The organism is Nocardia sp. NPDC041819 (assembly GCF_055590505.1).
In genome coordinates this window covers 150,005-166,625 of the sequence record NZ_JBVJAP010000001.1, presented here as the reverse complement: position 1 = coordinate 166,625, position 16,621 = coordinate 150,005, and the positions used below count along the sequence as shown (strand labels likewise).

Here is a 16,621-nt window from a genome sequence, read left to right as displayed (position 1 = left end):
CGGGCGAGCTATTCGAGGTCCGCCCACTCCGGCCACGGCCGCATGCCCTCGTCGCCGCGGATGTAGGCGAGGCGGCGCAGCGCCTGCCGCTGATAGGTGGGGTCGACAGTGGCGGCGCGCATCGACTGCAAGGCCATCCGGAACTCCTGGATGTCGCGAAGCAGGTAGAAGCCGTCCCAGCGCATCACGTCGCGGCCGTACCCGGCGCAGAATTCGGCGTACTGCGAAGCGGTGAGCTCGCCCGCGGTCCAGCACTCGATCGCCGTGTGCACCAGGTCCCACTCCGGCGGGCCGATCATCGCCTGCCCCAAGCCGGCCAGGATGACGTCGCCGTCGTCGCCGACCACCACGCCATCCTCCCAGCCGCCACCCTGGACCACCGACCACGGCAGGCCCTTCGGAAGCGCCTTCCAGCGGCCGCGCAGTTCCTCCAAGTGTTTGCCCAGCCAGCGCCGGTCGTCCTCGGTCACCGTGTGCGCGGCGGCGATCTCCTCCTCCACCCCGGCCAGGGGCGACATCCGGCGTAGTTCGAACCCCGGCAGTGGTAGCCGGTGCAGCTGTCCCAGCGCCATGGCGACCTCACCGGGCGTGCCCGGGTGATGCGGCGGCAGCTCCTGCCAGAAGGTCACCGGGCGTCCGTCGACAACTACCGGCTGCGGAATGTCCGCGACGACGCGCGCCGCGGACACCCCGCAGGTCTCCAGCCATCGAGCGACCGCGACTTCCCGCCCGGTCGCGAGTTTTTGTCCTCGCTCGCCGATCCGCACGACGAGCCCGCCGCGCAACCGGTAGACCCCTTGCGACCCCACCGGTTCGGCATCGCTCGCATCTATCCCGACGCTCACACAGGCGGCACGCAGGATCGACCGCATCCCGTTACCCGCGATTCCCGCAGTCATGTCAGCCTCCCAAGCCCCCCGCTCCCGTCTCGGGAGAAGTTGCGAATCTCGGCTTCGAGCTTCATGGCAGCCATCCAGATACCGAGGGGCAAACACCCCATTTTCCCTGCTCAGTGGACATTACCCCGGCAATTCCACCGCAGTCAGCAACCAAACAGAATCCGCCCGTTTTGCCGCTTTTCGGTCAGCGGAAGGCGGGTGCGAGGCCCTGGTAGAGAGGAAGTAGAAGGTCACCGATGAGTTCTGCGAGCGGGCGGGGTCTACACCTACAGCCCTCGAGCTATGAACCCGGACAGGGAGGACCCTATGAGCACGCAAGCACTGCCGCCCGTCGTCGACGCCGATACCTGGCAGCGCGAACTCGAAGCGCTGCGCGTTCGGGAGAAGGCGGCGACCAGGGAACTCGATGCGATCGCCGCTCAGCGCCGCCGCCTGCCGATGGTCGAGATGCCCGGCTACTCTCTCGAGGGCGAGGAGGGACCGGTCCGGCTGGTCGACCTCTTCGGCGGTATGTCGCAACTGATCGTCTACAACCACATGTGGTTTCCGGGCGAGCAGTGGCAGTGCGGGGGCTGCACCGGATTCACCTCGCAGTTCACTCGGTTGGAGTTCCTGAACAATTACGACGCCCGGTTCGTCATCGTCACCCAAGGCCCGATCCAAGAGGCACTCGCCTACAAGCGGCGGGTCGGAACAAGATGGCCTGGTATTCCACCGCGAACAGTTCCTTCGGCGCCGATGTCGGCGCACCGCCCGGCGCAGGGTTCGCGGTCAACGTATTCCTCCGCGACGGCGACACCGTCTACCGCACCTGGCACACCAGCGGCCGCGGCACCGAACAGCTCAGCCACTCCTTCGCCCTGATCGACCTACTGCCCTACGGCAGGCAGGAGGAATGGCAGGACTCCCCCGACGGATGGCCACAGTCGCCCACCTACAGCCGGTGGAGCAGTTCCCAGGACATCGCCGCAACCTACGGCGAGCCGAATGCGTGAACCCAGCGGTTGACCCACCGCCCCCAACCTCGTCAACAGTTCCGCTGCCGCTTCCGGCCCCAGGATCGCCAGCGGCGCGCACGTGAAGACGGTCCATCGGCAGCTCGGGCACAATGTGGGCACGGCCCCGGAGGAGACCGGCGAAGCGGCATGAAAAAGGCCCCTCACCTGCGATGCAAGTGAGGGGCCTCGTCGTGGAGCTGCCGGGAATCGAACCCGGGTCCTCCGCCGCGTCTCCAGGGCTTCTCCGTGTGCAGTCCGCTGTGCCTCTACTCGGATCTCCGGGTCCCGCGAACAAGCCCGGATGACGATCCCAGTCGCTGTTCGATGTCCCGTCCTACTCCGCGACCGAGTAGGACGGTTAGCCCTCTAGCTGATGCCGGCACCGGAGCCGAGGGCATGCCCCGGGCCGACAGAGACGCTTCGCTGGTTAGGCAGCGAGAGCGTACTCGCGCTGATGAGAATCGGCGCTTAATTGGTTGCAACGACGCTTACGGTGGTCTCTTGCCTGCACCGACACGCTTCCCCTAGATCTACGTACGCAGTCGAAACCGTTCAGCCCCGTACGCCCCGGCGCCTTGCCGGGCTGTTCATGTTAACACCGGCGAGAGGCCGAATCATCCCGATATCCGGTCGTGGCGGACCCCACGCCCGGCAGCGTGGGCCGGGCCCACTGATGCGGGTGAGTAGGTGGGCACCGCGGGTCGGAGGAAGCCTTCGGAGTGGCCGTGTTCCCGGACCGGAACCTTCGAACTCCCCACCCTCGGGCGGTGTCGAGAACGCACCGTGTTCTCTATTCCTCCGATATGGTCCGGGGGTTACGGCACGCAGCTCAACCGGATCCCCGTCACCGCCCGCTCGAACACCCCATCCTTCCCGGATGCTGGTAGCCGGTTCTCCGTGCCCGGCGAGGAACCCGACTTACACTGCACGAGCCGTACGATCGGCTCTGAGCAGCGGATCTCGATTTCAGACTAAGGAAAAACTTTGGCAGTTCGCACCATTCGGGACAGGTTGCTGCGCCTGTCCGCCCTCACCGCCATCGCCGGACTGGTCCTGACCGGGTGCTCTGTCCTGGGCGACAAGTCGGCCGCCGCGTCCGAACCCGGGGTCACCTCCGACCCGTGTCCGAACGCGGTCGACTCCCGCAAGGGGTGTATCTACCTGGGCGTGCTGTCCGATCTCACCAGCGGGCCGTTCGCCGCGCTGGGCAAGGACATTCACAACGGCCAGCTGGCGTTCTGGAAGGCGGTGAACGAAGCGGGCGGCATCGGCGGCAAATACGAGGTGGACATCGCCACCTACACCGAGGACACGAACTACGATCTGCAGAAGCACGCCGAGGCGTACCGGCGAATCGAGCCGCACGTCCTCGCGCTCTCCATGAGCTTCGGCACCGTGCAGACGCAGAAGGTACTTCCCGAGATGGACGCGGCGAACATGATCGCCATTGCCGGAACCCTGTGGTCGGGTTGGCAATTCGAGAACAGCGACAAGGGTCTGTTGCTGGAGTCCGGCTACTCCTATTGTTCCGAGGCGATCATCGCCCTGGACTGGATCGCCGAGCACCAAGCGAAGCCGTCTTCGATCGCCACGGTCAGCTATCAGGGCGACTACGGCGGCGACTATGCCACCGGCGCCAAGAAATGGGCCTCCGCCAACCGCGTCGACATGGTGGCGCAGATCGACACCGAGCCGAACACCCAGATCGGCAACCAGGACGCCGCCGTCGCCAAGATCCTCAATGCCAGAGCGGATCTCGTGCTCTTGGCCACCGGCCCCGCGGAGGCGGGCGAGATCATGGGCAAGGCGGCGCTGGCCGGTTATCCGGGCAGGTTTCTCGGCTCGGGCCCGACCTGGAACGGCGGCATGTTGAAAAGCCCCGCGGCGTCGGCGATCACGACGCGCTACAACATGACCTCGCCGCTGGACGGCTGGGACGGCATCAGCGCCGGCGCCAAGAAGGCCAGGGCCTCGGCGACTCGCGAGCCCTCCACCTGGGGCTACAGCGCCGGGTGGATGTTCTCCTATCCGATGAAGGCGCTGCTCACCCGAGCGGTCAACGAAGGCAAGCTGACCCGCAAGGGCGTCCGCCAAGCCGTACACGGCCTGCGCGTCGACTACGAGGGCGCGATACCCGAATACACCTACGGCGCGGCGAAACCCGACCTCACCCGGCAGCGAGCGGTCATCGAAGCGCCGGATCAGACCGCGCCGCTGGGCGCGAAAACCCTGGCGACCGATTATCACGGCCCGACCCAGGACCGCGTCACCCTCACCGAGCCCTGCGTGCAGCCGTAAGCGAGCAAGACATGCCTTTCCACCGTAATCTCCGTCGGCTGCTGCGTCTCGTGGCCGCCCCCCTCGCGCTCGGGCTCGTCGTGACCGGCGGCTGTTCGGCTTCCGAGTCCGCCGCTGCCCCTGGCGTCACCCGAGAAGCGTGCCCGCACGCGATCCACCGCGACAAGGGCTGTATCTATCTGGGTGTTCTGTCGGACCTGAACAACGGCCCCTTCGCTCCGCTCGGAAAGTCGCTGCAGGACGGGCAACTCGCGTTCTGGAACGAGGTGAACAAGCAGGGCGGTATCGGCGGATACGAGATCGACATCGCGACCTACACGCGTGACACCGCCTACGATCCGCGCAGGCACGTCGCGGAATTCGAGAACATAGCCCCCCATGTGCTGGCCCTCGCGATGAGCTTCGGGACCGCGCAGACCCTGGCCGTCCTCGGCGAGATGGACGACGCGGACCTGGTCACCGGGGCGGGCACCCTCTGGTCCGGCTGGCAGTACCGCTCCACCGACCGAGACCTGGTGCTGGACGACGGCTTCTCGTACTGCACGGAAGCCGTGCTGGGTCTGGACTGGTTCGCGCAGAACCACTACCAGCCGCGCACGCTCGGCGTGGTCGCCTACCGCGGCAACTACGGCGGTGACTACGCCAGCGGGGCGCTCAAATGGGCACTGGACAACGGCGCGACCATCACCGCCCGGGTCGACACCGGGCCCAACCCCGAAGTCGGCAACCAGGATTACCCGGTCGCCGAGATCATGGCCGATCCGCCCGACGTGGTCCTGCTGGCCACCGGACCGGCCGAAGCCGCCGAGATCGTCGGCAAACTGGCGAAATCCGGTTACACGGGCCGGTTCCTCGGATCGACACCGACCTGGAACAGCGCACTGCTCAAGACCCCGGCCGCGCCCGCGCTGATGTCGCTCTACAACTACACCTCTCCGTTCGACGGTTGGGACGGCATGAGCCTCGGCGCCCAACGGGCCAGGAACGCCGCGCCGAGCGAACCGACGAATTTCGGCTACAACCTGGGCTGGGCGATCTCCTACCCGATGAAGGCGCTGCTCACCAAGGCAGCCGAGACCGGAGGACTGGACCGGCCGACCCTGCGCAGGACTCTTGCCGGGCTCACCGTCGACTCCGAGGGAATGGCGGCCCAGCAGATCTACGGGCGGGACGAACCCGACGTCGCGGCACAGCGCGCGGTGGTCAACGTGCCCGATCCGTCCACGTCATTGGGGTCGCGCACCGTGGTCGCCGACTACCGCAGTCCGACCTTGAAACGGATATCGCTGCGCGAACCGTGCACGCGATGAGCCGCGCGATCGGCCTGCGGTAGGACGGGATTCGGGTTCCTGGGGAGGCGGGCACCCGCACTCCGCGTTCTCTCTCACTCGGGCAGCGGGCATCCTTCGATCAGCCGCCGCCCGGGTCAGGCCCGCCCCGCGCCGGAGTCGGCCTGGGCGGTCGAACCTGTGCGGCCGCTCGGTGGACTCAGGCCGCGGCGATGAGGGCGACCGAGGCCAACGCCAGGACCAAGCCCGCCTGCTGCTGCCGGTGGACGCGCTCGCCGAGCAGAACCATCGCGAGCAGCACGGTCACGGCCGGATAGAGCGAGCCGATGACGCTCACCAGCGACAGCAGCGAGCCGTGGAAGGCGTACAGCAGCGCGGCGTTGCTGATGACGTCCAGCACGCTGATATAGCAGGCCAGTCGTAGGGGCTCGCCCCGCAGCCGCCCGAAATCGCGGGCGGTCAGCGCGGTGAGCCATACCACCGCGGTGGCCGCGAGGCGCTGCATGAGCAGCGGCCACAGTCCGGACTGGGCCGATGTCTCGTGCAAGAAGACGAAGGCGAATCCGTACGCGACGCCTGATCCGATGGTCAGCGCGGCGACCTTGCGGGTGAACCGCAGTTCGCGTCCCCCGGTGATCTCCTCCGTCACCTGGTCCGGCGACTCCCGGCTCACGAGAAGTACCGCGACCAGCGCGAACACGATGCCCGCGAAGGCGAGCGGGCCGGGGCGCTCGCCGGTCACCAGCCCAGCGAGTACCGGAATGCCCGCGACCAGCACCGCTGTCAGCGGTGAGACGACTGCCATCGGACCGCCTGCCAGCGCGGCGTAGAACCACCACGCCGCGACACCGCTGGCGACACCCGCCGCCGCGCCCCACCACAGCGAGGCGGCGTCCGCGCTCCCGGACACGAACGGAAGCAGGGCGAGCACCAGCAGCACCGAGAACGGATAGGAATAGATGACGACGCGCAGTGCGGTCACCCGCCGCGACGCCACGCCGCCGTAGAAATCGCTCACGCCGTAGCCCAACGCGGCTACCAGCGCGAGCAGGACGGCGGTCACCGCATGCCTTTGACCCGCCGTCCTAGTTCACGGGTGACCTCTCGCTCGGCCGTGCGCCGGGCCAAGTCCTGGCGCTTGTCGTAGTCCTGCTTACCCTTGGCCAGCGCCAGCTCGACCTTCACCTTGCCGTCGGAGAAGTACATCGACAGCGGGACCAGCGTCTGGTTGCCCTCCCGCGACTTGCCGACCAACCGCTCGATCTCACGCTTGTGCAGCAGCAGCTTGCGCACCCGGCGCGGCGCGTGATTGGTCCAGGTGCCGTGGCTGAACTCGGGGATGTGCAGCCCACGCAGCCACACTTCGCCGTTGTCCACCGTCGCGAACGCGTCCACCAGCGAGGCCTTGCCCTCGCGCAGGCTCTTCACCTCGGTGCCGACCAGCGCGATTCCGGCCTCGTAGATGTCCAGAATCGTGTAGTTGTGCCGCGCCCGGCGGTTGGTCGCGATGACCTTGCGCCCCTTCTCCTTCATAACGGTCCACTCTAAGTGACCCGGCAACCGGTTTATTCCCGCAGGTCGCGCAGGCCCTAACCACCCTGATGCAGCACCACGTAGAGCGTGAGGACGGCGAGGAACGCGGCGAGCAGCGCCACCGTCGACATTCGCGGCAGGCCGGGGCGCGGTGGCGGTGGCCGACGCCGCAGCCATACGTTCTCCACGGCCGGATCGGTTCTGCTGCGGACGTACGGCGGCGCGTCCGGAGTCTCGCCGCCCACCGAGCTGGTAGAGATGTCATCGCCCGCGTCACTGGAACCCTCACCCGGTGCCATAGCCAGAACGGTAGCCGCCACGACGGCGACCCGCCGCAATTCCCGCGCGGCGCAACCCAGTTGGAACTCAGGCCAGTCGCCGCCGGAACGCCTCGGCGGAAGCGCCGGTCGTCAGGTCGACGGTGTGGACGCCCAGTTCGACTCCGTCGTCGGTGAGCTCGAGCACCATGAAGCCCAGCTCGTGATAGTTCTCGTACAGCGCACTGTGGCCCGCGCTCGCGGTGAGCCGCGGCTCGGCCCCGACCGTCTTGGCGGCCGCGCCGGACACGATCTGCCTGGTTCCCTTCGTCGCTGCCGTGGGTTCGAGCACCTGGAGCGAGTGGTCGTGCCCCGACAGGATGAACTGGCAGCGGCCGATCACATGGTCTTCGATGAACCGCTTGACGTGCACGCCGTTGATCGGCTCCAGCGACAAGCCCTCGTAGCGGCCCGCGTCCCCGTGCGGGCCGTTGTTCAGATACGGGTGGTGGGTGCAGGCGATTTTCCACGTGGCGGGCGATTCGGTGAGGGCGCGATCGAGCCAGTCGCGCTGCTCGTTCATGAACTGTCCGTCGACCGCCCAATAGGGTGTGAAGACCGGCGGCAGGTAGGCGGCGAGCGGGTTGACGTCGAGGACGAAGAATTCGACGACGGGGTTCTCCGCGGGAATGCGCACCGAGTAGTAGCGGCTCGGCATCCACCAGCGCCTGGAGCCGGCATGGTATTCCACCTCGGCGTTGCCGCGCAGCAGCCACCCGCCGTCACCGCCGAGCACCGAGCTGTTGTCGTGGTTGCCCAACACCATCAGCCAAGGGAAATCCAAACCGGTATTGGGATTTTCGAACTTGTCGGCGAACTGTTGATCGGCGGCGCCGTCGGGCCCGTGTTCGTAGATGTTGTCGCCGAGGCCGAGTGCCAGGGAGACGGGTTCTCGGCCGTGCAGCGCGCGCATGGCGTCGGCGACCGCCCACTGGGTGCGGGTACCGGTGCCCGCGTCGCCGGTCACCAGCACCCGCACCCGGCGCTCGGCCGGGAAAGGAAACTTCGTGACCCCCTCGGCGACGGGTACCGCGTGGGCCGGAGTGCGGCCGACCACCGTGGCCCCGGCCGCGAGAGTGGCCGCACCGGCCAGGAACTCCCGGCGCCCGATCGTCTCGCTCCGACTCACGCGGTCCTCCACAGTCCTCGACGGCCTCGCCCGGCGGCCATCCTCACCCCTTGTGTCCCGCGTGACGGTAGCGGCTCATTCGGCGCCGAGCACCTCGAGCACCTGTTCGCCGTATTTGGCGAGTTTGTTCTCGCCGACGCCGTTGACGCCGCCGAGCTGCGCGAGGCTGGCGGGTTTGCGTGCCGCTATCTCGCGCAAGGTGGCGTCGTGGAAGACGACGTAGGCGGGCACGCCCTGCTCCTTCGCGGTGGCCGCGCGCCATTCGCGCAGCTTCTCGAACAGCGGCAGGTCTGTGGGCGGCAGCTCGGCCGAGGCCGCTTTGGCGGCCTTCGCGGCCCGCGCGGGCTTGGTCGCGCGTTCGGGCTCGCGGCGCAGCGGTACTCGCCGTCCGTCGAACAGCACCTCGCTGCTGGCCTCGGTCAGCGTCAGCACCCCGTAGTCTCCGTGGACGGCCAGCAGCCCGTGGGCCAGCAATTGCCGCACCACGCCGCGCCACTCCGTATCGCGCAGGTCGGTGCCGACGCCGAACACCTTCAGCTCGTGGTGGTCGTACTGCAGAACCTTCGGATTCTTCTTGCCGAGCAGGATGTCGACGATGTGACCGGCGCCGAAGCGCTGGCCACGTTCCCGCTCGAGCCGCAGCACCGTGGACAGCAGCTTCTGCGCGGCCACCGTGCCGTCCCAGGATTGCGGTGGGGACAGGCAGGTGTCGCAGTTGCCGCAGGGCAATCCGGGCTCGCCGAAGTAGGCCAGCAATTGGGTGCGCCTGCAGCCGACCGTCTCGCACAGCGCGAGCATCGCGTCCAGGTGCAGCTGGAGCTGGCGACGGTGGGCGGCGTCGCCCTCGGAGGAGTCGATCAGCTTGCGCTGCTGCACCACGTCGTTGAGGCCGTAGACCATCCACGCCGTTGAGGGCAGCCCGTCGCGGCCGGCGCGGCCGGTCTCCTGGTAGTACCCCTCGACCGATTTCGGCAGGTCGAGATGGGCGACGAAGCGCACATCGGGCTTGTCGATGCCCATGCCGAAGGCGATGGTCGCCACGACGACCAGTCCGTCTTCGCGCAGGAAGCGCGACTGGTTCGCCGCACGGATGCGATTGTCCAGGCCCGCGTGGTAGGGCACCGCGGCGACGCCGTTCTCGGTGAGGAACGCCGCGGTCTTCTCCACCGAGTTGCGGGACAGGCAGTAGACGATGCCCGCGTCTCCCGCGTGCTCGTTGCGGATGAATTCCAGCAACTGACGCTCGGGGCGGTTCTTCGGCTCGATCCGGTACTGGATGTTAGGACGGTCGAAGCTGGACACGAACCGGCGGGCGGTGCGGAGGTCGAGACGCTCGATGATCTCGTCGCGCGTCTTCTCGGTGGCGGTCGCGGTCAGCGCGATCCGAGGTACGTCCGGCCAGCGCTCGTGCAGCATGGAAAGACCCAGGTAGTCGGGCCGGAAGTCGTGACCCCACTGGGAGACACAGTGCGCCTCGTCGATGGCGAACAGCGCGACCTTGCCGCGGTCCAGCAGCTGCCCGGTGGAGTCGAGGCGCAACCGCTCCGGCGCCAGGTACAGCAGATCGAGTTCGCCCGCGACGAATTGCGCCTCGACGGTCCGGCGCTCGTCGGGGTACTGCGTGGAGTTGAGGAAGCCTGCGCGCACGCCCAGTGCGCTGAGCGCGTCCACCTGATCCTGCATGAGGGCGATCAGCGGGGAGACCACCACCCCGACGCCGGGGCGCACCAGTGCGGGGACCTGATAGCAGAGCGACTTGCCTCCGCCGGTCGGCATGAGCACCAGCGCGTCGCCACCGTCGATCACGTGCTGGACGATCGCCTGCTGATCGCCGCGGAAGCTGTCGTAACCGAAGACTCGGCGTAGGACCTGTTGCGCCGCAACGGATCCGGCGTCCGATCCGGACGCGACACCGCTCGCTACAGCCGCGAAATCATCGGGGGAAGTCACCCGGCCCATCCTACGAGCGCCGGGGCGGGGCGGTAGCGGCACGGTTCGGCGTTCACCCTGGTGGGTGCCCGAGTTGTGCACATGGGGACAACCGGGATCCGAAACTTGCGCCGCGGCGCACCGACCTCGGGTTTTCTCCGCTCCGGCGGAAATCTCGAGGCTTACCGCTCGGTTCGGCGCTGTTATGTTGTCGCTCATGGCAAAAGGGACAGGATTCCGGGTGCGCGGCGCGGTGCTGAGCGCCGCCGCCGTGGTCGCCGGGCTCACCACGGCGATGCCGGCGGCACAGGCGGAGACCTTTCCCGCCATGTGCTCGGACGGCTGGGAGACCACGACCTTCGTCGAAGGAGTCGGCAATCTCGAGAATCTCGATTCCGACGGACGCGGCGGTTTCTACGTCACCGGTCTGATGGACGGTTACCTGGCGCACGTCGACGGCGACGGGCGAATGACGAAGCTGGTCACCGATCTGCACCGCCCGGCGGGGGTGCGCGTCGCCGGGCGCTATGTCTACTTCCTCACCGGGGACGGCCTCAGCGAACCGCCGGGCACGCTCCAGCGCTACGACATCGATACCGGCGCGGTGCACGTCCTGCTGACCGGGCTGAACGGGCCGAACGGCCTGTTGCTGCTGCCGGATGGCAGCCTGCTGTTCACCACCATCGGCCTGAGCGGTCCGAGCGGCATCTCCCGCTACTGGCCCGAGACGAATGAGTACGAGCGGGATTGGTCGGCGCAGCCGCCGTCCAACGGCCTCGCGCTGGCCGCCGACGGCGAATCGATCTTCGTCGACACCATGACGCTGCAGATCCTGCGCGTGCGGCTCGACGATCCGGCGCATCCCACCGTCGTCTCCGGCATCCCGGACCTGGTCGCGCTGCCCGATGATATGGAGGCCACCCGGGCGGGCGCGCTGTTCGTCGCCGATCACATACTCGGCGCCGTCTACCGGGTGGATACGACGACCGGCGCCACCTGCGCGATTATCACGGGCCTGATCAAGCCAGGCCCGTTACGCAATCCGCCGGACGGCGCCACGTCGGTGCGCATCGACCGGGACGGCAATGCGTGGGCGCTCTACGTCACGAGCATGGACGGCACCCTGCGCCGCCTGCGCCCACCGCCGGGGATCGATCTCACCCCGGCGAACCCGGCGCGGGCCGGATAGCTCGAGCGACTTCCGGCATGCGGAGGTCGCCGCGTTGTCCACCCTCCGAAGGGAGGGAAGCCGTGGTCGAAGCCGCATCCATGGTGGCGGCCACCCGGCGACGCCGAGGACCTAGCGCGCTTGCTCGATCGGCCGGAGCGGTGGATGGTCGACAACGGCATCGGGCAGCCGCACTCATGGGAGACGGCGCGGCCGCCCAGTTGGATCGCACCACTCACGCCGTAATGACTCAGCCGCGCAGGCGGTCGAGGACCTTCTCGTGCAGCAGGCCGTTGGTGGCGATCGCGTCGCCACCGTGCGGACCGGGTTCGCCGTCCAGCGCGGAGAAACGCCCGCCCGCTTCGCGGACGAGAATGTCCAGGGCGGCCAGGTCCCACAGCGAGACCTCCGGTTCGGTGGCGATGTCGACGGCGCCTTCGGCGAGCAGGCAGTAGCTGAGGAAATCGCCGTAGCCGCGCACGCGCCACACGTCGTCGGTCAGGGCGATGAACTGTTCGCGCAGGCCGCGCTCGCGCCAGCCGGACAGACTGGAGAACGCCAGGCTGGCCGAACCCAGCTCGCCGACGGCGGAGACCGAGATCGGCTCGGCCGCCTGCCGGTCGAAGCTCGACCACGCGCCCGACCCCGCGGCCGCCCACCAGCGCCGGACCAGGGACGGCGCGCTCACCACGCCGACAACCGGTTCGCCGTCCTCCAGCAGCGCGATCAGCGTCGCCCAGATGGGCACCCCGCGCACGAAATTCTTCGTGCCGTCGATCGGGTCGACCACCCATTGCCTTCCGCTGAATTCGGCGTCGCCGCCGAACTCCTCGCCGAGCACCGCGTCGTCCGGTCGTTGCTCGGACAGCACCTGCCGGATCGCCTGCTCCACCGCCAGATCGGCGTCCGACACCGGCGTCAGATCCGGCTTCGCGTCGACCTTCAGGTCCAGCGCACCGAAGCGAGCCCGGGTGATCGCGTCGGCGGCGTCGGCCAGCCGCAGGGCGAGTTCGAGATCGGAGGAGTACACAGCCACGCTCCGCACCCTATCGGTCCGCCCGGCTGCCACCGTTCCCGTCCGGCGCTCACCCCACTGGTTCCAGCGACCGTGCCGCGGCCAACGCGCTCGCCCACCAGTGCAGTTGGTCGAGCATCGCCGTCGCGACGGCCGCGGGCTCTTCCGGCTCCCGCAACCGTCCCTCGTCGTCGAACAGCAGGTAGTAGCGCGGGAAGGACACGTAGTGACGAACGGTGTGCGCGTTGAGTTCGTTGAAGATCTGCCGCAGGTGCTCGATGGCGAGCAGGCCGCCGGAGGCTCCGCTGTAGCCGACGAAGCCGATCGCCTTCGCGTCCCACTGGGTGAAGTGCCAATCAATGACGGCCTTGAGGGAGGCGGGGATGCTGCGGTTGTAGTCGGGCGTGACGATGACGAAGGCGTCGGCCGCCGCGAGCCTGCGCGTGAGGTCGGTCATGCCCTCGGGCCGCTGTGGGTTCGGGTCCATCGCCGGAGGCACCGCGGGCAACTCCAGGGGGATGTGCGTTTCCGCCAAGTCGATGAGGTCCACCTCGAACCCACCGTGCCGCTGCGCCTGCTCGCTGAACCAGGTTGCCACCACGGGCCCGAAGCGGCCCTCCCGGACACTGCCGATGATCACCGCGAGCTTCAAGGGAGCGTTGGACATGCTGTTCCTCCTCGGATCACGAAGCGGCCCGGCTCGGGCCGCCCACTCAATCTGCTGCCCGGCGCGCGGAGCAGGGAGACCGCCGTAAGAGTGGTAGTGACAGGGACACCCTCCGCGCTGCGCGCCTTGTTAGCTTCGAGAGGTGAGCGACAACGAACTCGGGCTCTTCCTGCGCAGCCGCCGTGAAGCGGTGACACCCGCGCAGGTCGGCCTGCCCACCGGCCCGCGGCGGCGTACCCCGGGCTTGCGGCGCGCCGAACTGGCCACCTCGGCCGGGGTCAGCGTGGAGTACGTCACGCGCCTCGAGCAGGGGCGTGACCGGCATCCCTCGCCCCCGGTGCTGTCCGCACTCGCGGACGCGTTGCGGTTGAGCCCCGCCGAGCGCATCCACCTGCACCGATTGAGCAAGTCGGTGGACAGCGGGTTCACCTGCATGGGCGACGCGCAGCCGCTGCGCGAGGTGCGGCCGACGGTGCGCGCGATCCTGGATCGGCTCGAACCCGCGCCCGCCGTCGTGGTCAACCGCCTCACCGAAGTGCTCGCCTACACCGGCGGTTACCACCGGCTGATGGCGCCGACCGGACTGTTCGACGGCCCGCACACCCCGCCCAACCTGGCGCGTTTCGTCTTCTGCCTGCCCGGCGCCCAGAACCTCTACCCGGACTGGGAGCACATCGCCGACGCGACGGTCGCCACGTTGAAACAGGGACCGTTCCGAGCCGACCCGCATATCGCCGCCCTCGCCGACGAACTCACCGTCACCGTGGGCCCGGCGTTCGCCGACCGGGTCGAGACGGTGCCGAGCCTGGCCGCCGCCACCGGCATCACCCGTCTCGCCCACCCCGAGGCCGGTTCGCTGCGCCTGGCTTACGAATCCCTCGAACTCTCCGCCGACGACGACCAGCGGGTGATCGTCTACCTGCCCGCCGACGACGCCACCGCCGCCGCGCTCGACACGCTCAACGGACGCCGTCCCGGCGGACTGCACGCGGTCTCGGGCTGAGCGGTCGGTATCGCGGCGCGGGCGGAGCACGCACTTCACCCACAGGCGGAGTCAGTGGAGTTCGACACACCGCCCGGCCGGCCCGGTCCGTCGGTCCGGCAAGACGAACGATCGGCCGCGACGGCATCTCACCGCGCGGCAGAACGGTCATCAACCCTGCGAATTCCAATCACCAACTGCGCCAAGCGCGGTCGCCGTTTAGGGTGGAAACCCATGAGGCGTCCGTCACAGCGCACCCGTCCCGTGCGGAGCCGGGAACGTGCGTGTGACGTCCCGGCGACCCGACCGGCCGGCCCGCGCACGACAGCGGCCACCCCCGGCGACGCCGTCCCCGGTCATCCCGTGCGCACTCGTGTGCTGCCGTCACAGAGGGGCAGCTAGGCTTGACGATCGTGCATCCTGACGTTTCCGCTGATCTCGCCGAACTCGACGCCACCCTGAAGACGGTCGAATCGGTCCTCGACATCGACGAGCTGCGCCGTCGTATCGACGAGCTCGAGCATCAGGCCGCCGACCCCGACCTGTGGAACGACCAGGACCACGCCCAGCAGGTCACCAGTGAGCTGTCGCACGCCCAGGGTGAACTGCGCCGGGTGGAGGAGCTGCGTCAGCGGCTCGACGATCTGCCGGTGCTCTACGAACTGGCCGAGGAGGAAGAGGGCGAGGCCAGGACCAGCGCGCTCGCCGAGGCCGACGCCGAGCGGGTCGCGCTGCACAGCGACGTCGAGGCGATGGAGGTCCGCACGCTGCTGTCGGGCGAGTACGACAAGCGCGACGCGCTGGTGAACATCCGCTCCGGCGCCGGTGGCGTGGACGCCGCCGACTGGGCCGAGATGCTGATGCGCATGTACATCCGCTGGGCCGACCGGCACAAGTACGGGGTCGAGGTCTACGACACCTCCTACGCCGAGGAAGCGGGCATCAAGAGCGCCACCTTCGCGGTGAAGACGCCCTATGCCTACGGCACGCTGTCGGTCGAGATGGGCACCCACCGGCTGGTTCGGATCAGCCCGTTCGACAACCAGGGTCGCCGCCAGACCTCCTTCGCCGAGGTCGAGGTGCTACCCGTGGTCGAGACCACCGACCACATCGAGGTGCCGGAGACGGAGATCCGCGTCGACGTGTACCGCTCGTCGGGCCCGGGTGGCCAGAGCGTCAACACCACCGACTCCGCGGTCCGCATCACCCATCTGCCCACCGGCATCGTGGTCACCTGTCAGAACGAGAAATCGCAGCTGCAGAACAAGATCTCGGCCATGCGCGTGCTGCAGGCCAAGCTCCTGGAGCGCAAACGACAGGAAGAGCGCGCCGAGATGGACGCGCTGAAGACCAACGAGGGTGCGTCCTGGGGCAATCAGATGCGCTCCTACGTGCTGCACCCCTACCAGATGGTCAAGGACCTGCGGACGAACTACGAGGTCAACAATCCGTCGGCGGTGCTCGACGGTGACATCGACGGGTTCATCGAGTCGGGTATCCGCTGGCGAATGCGAGAGCAGGCGAGCTAGATGAATGTCGCGGGCATCCAGGCGATCGCTTCCACCGGTTTCACCACGTGGCTACGCGGCGCGGGCCTGGAGATCGTGCTGCTCATCCTCGGTGCCATCCTGTTCAGCCGGTTCGCCACCTACCTGAGGGACCGGGTCACCCGCCGGATCGACGCCGGATTCCACAGCAGCGACGCCCTGGTGCGCACCGAGGCGGCCAAGCATCGGCACGCGCTGGCCCAGGTGATCACCTGGGTGGTGCTGACCATCGTCTACGTGCTGATCACCATGGAGGTGCTGCGGCGGCTCGGTTTCGCCGTCACCGGATTGGTCGCGCCCGCCGCGGTGCTCGGCGCCGCGCTCGGTTTCGGCGCCCAGCGCATCGTGCAGGACATCCTCGCCGGATTCTTCCTGATCACCGAGCGGCAGTACGGGTTCGGCGATGTGGTCCGCATCGCGGTGACTGGAGCCGCGGAGCAGGCGGAAGGTACGGTCGAGGACGTCACGCTGCGGATCACCACGTTGCGCAACGCCGACGGTGAAGTGATCACGGTGCCCAACGGCCAGATCGTGAAGGTCACGAACCTGTCGAAGGACTGGGCACGCGCCGCGATCGACGTGCCGGTGGCCGCCAGCGCTGACATCACCAGGGTCAACGAGATCCTGCACGAGGTCGGTACAAAGGCGTACGAAGACGCTCGTCTGAAGCCGTTGCTGCTCGACGAGCCCACCGTCATGGGTGTGGAAGACCTCACCGTCGACCAGATGAACATCCGAATGGTTGCCCGGACGTTGCCGGGCAAACAATTCGAAGTCGGACGCGAGCTGCGGGTGCGAGTCGCCGCGGCGCTGCGCCGGGAGGGAATCAGTGAGACCACGTAGATCCACG

At 68.2% G+C, this 16,621-nt stretch carries 14 protein-coding genes, 1 other RNA gene and 1 pseudogene; 7 read left to right on the top strand and 9 right to left on the bottom strand.

Translation table 11 applies throughout. The features are described 5' to 3' along the window. Window positions 1-8: 8 nt before the first annotated feature. Window positions 9-899, bottom strand: coding sequence for a phosphotransferase (locus ACZ6DL_RS00800; protein WP_466048096.1), 891 nt, complete (start codon window positions 897-899; stop codon window positions 9-11). 306 nt (window positions 900-1,205) lie between these two features. Between ACZ6DL_RS00800 and ACZ6DL_RS00795 the strand changes: the two are divergent. Next, window positions 1,206-1,894: pseudogene (locus ACZ6DL_RS00795) on the top strand (DUF899 domain-containing protein). Between the two features lie 192 nt (window positions 1,895-2,086). Here the strand turns inward: ACZ6DL_RS00795 and ssrA are convergent. Beyond that, window positions 2,087-2,457, bottom strand: a transfer-messenger RNA (tmRNA) gene (gene ssrA, locus ACZ6DL_RS00790). A 424-nt stretch (window positions 2,458-2,881) separates the two neighbouring features. Between ssrA and ACZ6DL_RS00785 the strand changes: the two genes are divergently transcribed. Together ACZ6DL_RS00785 and ACZ6DL_RS00780 are read left to right on the top strand one after the other, a co-directional pair. Further along, window positions 2,882-4,195, top strand: coding sequence for an ABC transporter substrate-binding protein (locus tag ACZ6DL_RS00785; RefSeq protein ID WP_466048094.1), 1,314 nt, complete (start codon window positions 2,882-2,884; stop codon window positions 4,193-4,195). A gap of 11 nt (window positions 4,196-4,206) precedes the next feature. After that, window positions 4,207-5,505, top strand: a complete 1,299-nt coding sequence (locus ACZ6DL_RS00780; RefSeq protein ID WP_466048092.1) for an ABC transporter substrate-binding protein — start codon at window positions 4,207-4,209, stop codon at window positions 5,503-5,505. Window positions 5,506-5,683: 178 nt separating this feature from the next. Here ACZ6DL_RS00780 and ACZ6DL_RS00775 read toward each other — a convergent pair whose 3' ends face one another. The 5 genes from ACZ6DL_RS00775 to recQ form a co-directional block, all read right to left on the bottom strand. Next, a complete protein-coding gene (locus tag ACZ6DL_RS00775) occupies window positions 5,684-6,547 on the bottom strand; it encodes an EamA family transporter (RefSeq protein WP_466048090.1) in 864 nt (287 codons plus the stop codon). Next, window positions 6,544-7,017: an SsrA-binding protein SmpB gene (smpB, locus tag ACZ6DL_RS00770; RefSeq protein WP_062969387.1), complete on the bottom strand. Its 474-nt coding sequence runs from the start codon at window positions 7,015-7,017 to the stop codon at window positions 6,544-6,546. The genes ACZ6DL_RS00775 and smpB overlap by 4 nt, the downstream gene beginning before the upstream one ends. A gap of 56 nt (window positions 7,018-7,073) precedes the next feature. Beyond that, window positions 7,074-7,316, bottom strand: coding sequence for a hypothetical protein (locus ACZ6DL_RS00765; protein WP_466048088.1), 243 nt, complete (start codon window positions 7,314-7,316; stop codon window positions 7,074-7,076). Between the two features lie 67 nt (window positions 7,317-7,383). Then, entirely contained in the window at window positions 7,384-8,463 is a 1,080-nt protein-coding gene (locus tag ACZ6DL_RS00760) for a metallophosphoesterase (RefSeq protein ID WP_466048086.1), read from the bottom strand. Window positions 8,464-8,538: 75 nt separating this feature from the next. Continuing rightward, on the bottom strand, window positions 8,539-10,422 hold the full coding sequence (gene recQ / locus ACZ6DL_RS00755) for a DNA helicase RecQ (protein WP_466048084.1): 1,884 nt from the start codon (window positions 10,420-10,422) through the stop codon (window positions 8,539-8,541). A 187-nt stretch (window positions 10,423-10,609) separates the two neighbouring features. Between recQ and ACZ6DL_RS00750 the strand changes: the two genes are divergently transcribed. Then, window positions 10,610-11,581, top strand: a complete 972-nt coding sequence (locus ACZ6DL_RS00750; protein WP_466048082.1) for an NHL repeat-containing protein — start codon at window positions 10,610-10,612, stop codon at window positions 11,579-11,581. 229 nt (window positions 11,582-11,810) lie between these two features. Here the strand turns inward: ACZ6DL_RS00750 and hisN are convergent, their stop codons facing one another. Beyond that, a complete protein-coding gene (hisN, locus tag ACZ6DL_RS00745) occupies window positions 11,811-12,596 on the bottom strand; it encodes a histidinol-phosphatase (RefSeq protein WP_466048080.1) in 786 nt (261 codons plus the stop codon). 49 nt (window positions 12,597-12,645) lie between these two features. After that, entirely contained in the window at window positions 12,646-13,242 is a 597-nt protein-coding gene (locus ACZ6DL_RS00740; protein ID WP_466048078.1) for an NADPH-dependent FMN reductase, read from the bottom strand. Window positions 13,243-13,384: 142 nt separating this feature from the next. Between ACZ6DL_RS00740 and ACZ6DL_RS00735 the strand changes: the two genes are divergently transcribed. The 3 genes from ACZ6DL_RS00735 (at window position 13,385) to ACZ6DL_RS00725 (ending at window position 16,614) form a co-directional block, all read left to right on the top strand. Further along, window positions 13,385-14,245, top strand: coding sequence for a helix-turn-helix transcriptional regulator (locus ACZ6DL_RS00735; RefSeq protein ID WP_466048076.1), 861 nt, complete (start codon window positions 13,385-13,387; stop codon window positions 14,243-14,245). Window positions 14,246-14,637: 392 nt separating this feature from the next. Continuing rightward, window positions 14,638-15,753, top strand: coding sequence for a peptide chain release factor 2 (gene prfB / locus ACZ6DL_RS00730; protein WP_062969587.1), 1,116 nt, complete (start codon window positions 14,638-14,640; stop codon window positions 15,751-15,753). Then, entirely contained in the window at window positions 15,754-16,614 is an 861-nt protein-coding gene (locus tag ACZ6DL_RS00725) for a mechanosensitive ion channel family protein (protein WP_062969381.1), read from the top strand. The last annotated feature ends 7 nt before the right edge of the window (window positions 16,615-16,621 follow it).

Coding starts and splice junctions, on each gene's coding strand:
- ACZ6DL_RS00725 (WP_062969381.1), top strand. CDS start 15,754: ATGAATGTCGCGGGCATCCAGGCGATCGCTTCCACCGGTTTCACCACG.
- ACZ6DL_RS00750 (WP_466048082.1), top strand. CDS start 10,610: ATGGCAAAAGGGACAGGATTCCGGGTGCGCGGCGCGGTGCTGAGCGCC.
- ACZ6DL_RS00765 (WP_466048088.1), bottom strand. CDS start 7,316: ATGGCACCGGGTGAGGGTTCCAGTGACGCGGGCGATGACATCTCTACC.
- ACZ6DL_RS00740 (WP_466048078.1), bottom strand. CDS start 13,242: ATGTCCAACGCTCCCTTGAAGCTCGCGGTGATCATCGGCAGTGTCCGG.
- recQ (WP_466048084.1), bottom strand. CDS start 10,422: ATGGGCCGGGTGACTTCCCCCGATGATTTCGCGGCTGTAGCGAGCGGT.
- ACZ6DL_RS00800 (WP_466048096.1), bottom strand. CDS start 899: ATGACTGCGGGAATCGCGGGTAACGGGATGCGGTCGATCCTGCGTGCC.
- smpB (WP_062969387.1), bottom strand. CDS start 7,017: ATGAAGGAGAAGGGGCGCAAGGTCATCGCGACCAACCGCCGGGCGCGG.
- ACZ6DL_RS00780 (WP_466048092.1), top strand. CDS start 4,207: ATGCCTTTCCACCGTAATCTCCGTCGGCTGCTGCGTCTCGTGGCCGCC.